The 2,407-nt window shown below is 58.0% G+C and carries 1 protein-coding gene; it reads left to right on the top strand.

Going from position 1 to position 2,407, the window contains the following annotated elements:
• Positions 1 to 2,362, top strand: a 2,362-nt coding sequence (locus EAE92_RS23890; RefSeq protein ID WP_214069837.1) for an ImcF-related family protein, incomplete at its 5' end; no start/stop codon positions are given.
• Between the last annotated feature and the right edge of the window lie 45 nt (positions 2,363 to 2,407).

Here is a 2,407-nt window from a genome sequence, read left to right as displayed (position 1 = left end):
GCGCGATAGCCGGGGGAAAGCGGTGGGTTTTCCGTGGGAGAAAAGCGCGCGGTGGGGCGTGATAGCGCTGGCGGCGTTCTGGGGCGTGGGTAGTGTGACCTCGTTTTGGGTTAACCGTCATCAGATAGCGGTCAGTCGTGAACGCATCAGCGAGGCCGGTGACCGTCAGGGCGAGTTATCGGCCCGTTTGCTCAGTCAGCATGGGTTGCAACGGGAAATTGACCGGTTGCAGTCGCAGTCAGAGCGCGGGGCGCCCTGGTACAGCCGTTTTGGGTTAAATCAGAATGATGCCCTGCTGAAAGTGATGTGGCCGGTGTATCAGCGCAACAATGCCGAACTGATACGTGATGCCGCTGCCCGGTTGCTCCATCAGCGTTTGACTGAACTGGTGAATCTGCCGGCGGGCAGCGCACAGCGTCATCAGCGTATCACCTCGGCGTACAACCAGTTGAAAGTGTATCTGATGATGGCGCGGCCGGAGAAAGCGGACGCGGATTTGATGAGCCGGGTGCTGATGGCAGACTGGCCGCATCGGGCCGGGGTGACGGATGGCCTGTGGCAACATAGCGGCGAGGCGTTGTTGACATTTTATGCCCAGAACTTACCGCGCCACCCGGAGTGGAAAATCAGCGTGGATAGCGGGCTGGTCAGTGAAGTGCGTCAGATATTGCTCAATCAGTTAGGGCAGCGTCATGCGGAAACGATGCTGTACCAGAAAGTGCTGCGACAGGTGGCTCACAGCTACGGGGATTTAACTCTGGCGCAGATGACCGGCGCCACCGATGCCGGTCGCCTGTTTAGCAGCCGTCAGGTAGTACCGGGGATGTTTACCCGTCAGGCGTGGGAAGGACAGGTGCAAAAAGCGATAGCGCAGGTGGCAGCCTCCCGGCAGGAAGCGATTGACTGGGTGCTCAGTGACGGCCGTCAGCCTGTATTGAAGGCGGTGTCCCCGGCGGAGCTGAAAGCCCGGCTGACAGCGCGTTACTTTACCGACTTCGCCGGGGCGTGGCTGAACTTCCTCAACAGCCTGCGCTGGCATAAAACCCATAACCTGTCCGACACCATTGACCAGTTAACCCTGATGGCGGACGTGCGTCAGTCGCCGTTGATTGCGCTGGTGGATACGCTGGCTTATCAGGGAGAAACCGGGCAACAGGGGGCGGCGTTGGCGGACTCACTGGTGAAATCGGCACAAAACCTGTTGCAGAAAAATAAACCCTCGGTGATTGACCAGACCCGTATTCCACAGGGGCCATTGGCTAACACATTCGGTCCGTTATTAGCGCTGATGGGCAAGAGCGCGACGGAAAACGGCATGACTGCGGACCGGTCGCTGAGTCTGCAAACCTTCCTGACCCGGGTGACGCGGGTTCGTCTGGCGCTGCAACAACTGGCGAATACCGATGACCCGCCGGCAGTAATGGAAGCCCTGGCCCAGAGTGTGTTTCAGGGGAAAAGCATGGAGCTGACCGACACCCGGACTTACGGCAGCCTGATAGCGGCCAGTCTGGGCGCGGAATGGAACGGGTTTGGTCAGGCGGTGTTTGTGCAACCGTTAACCGAAGCATGGCAGACGGTATTACAACCGGCGGCGGCCAGTCTGAATGCGCAGTGGCAGTCGGCGGTAGTGACAGACTGGCAAACCGACTTTGACGGCCGTTACCCGTTCGTAGCGGGGCAGAATGACGCCTCGTTGCCGATGCTGGGGCAGTTTATTCGGGCGGATAGCGGTCGAATAGAGCAGTTCCTGCACAGTCAGCTAGGCGGCGTGCTGCATAAAGAAGGGAAGTATTGGGTGGTGGATAAGGTGAACAGTCAGGGACTACGTGTTAACCCGGCCTTTTTGACTGCGATAAATCAACTGAGTCAGGTCGCGGATGTGCTGTTTGCCAGCGGCAGCGAGGGAATCCGATTTGAGTTACGGGCGAAACCGGTGCGGGATGTGGCGGAAACGGACCTGACGATAGACGGTCAACGGTTGCGTTACTTTAACCAGATGGAGAGCTGGCAGCATTTACGCTGGCCGGGAGACGAGGATAATCCCGGGGTGGTGCTGACCTGGACCGGTGTGAACACCGGCGCGCGGTTGTATGGCGAGTATCCGGGGGCGTGGGGATTAATCCGCTGGCTGGAGGCGGCAAAAGTACAGATGCTGGATGAAAGCCGTTACCGGCTGAGATTGATCACGCCGGAGGGGTTGCCGCTGACCTGGGTATTACGTACCGAAGTCGGGAAAGGGCCGCTGGTATTACTGAAACTGAGAGGATTTACCCTGCCGAAAACCATTTTTGAGGAGAATAGGGGACATACCTTGCCTGAGCGGGTGAGAAAGCGAAATAACGATGACTGGAGGGCAGAATAATAATTTATTTGACGGCATCAATCGGCGGCGATAAATGGCGATTAT

The sequence above is a fragment of the Photorhabdus hainanensis genome (assembly GCF_018448965.1).
GTDB classification, from domain to species: Bacteria; Pseudomonadota; Gammaproteobacteria; order Enterobacterales; family Enterobacteriaceae; genus Photorhabdus; species Photorhabdus akhurstii.
The sequence above is the reverse complement of the archived record's forward strand: the minus strand, read 5'-3'. Positions and strand labels throughout refer to the sequence as shown.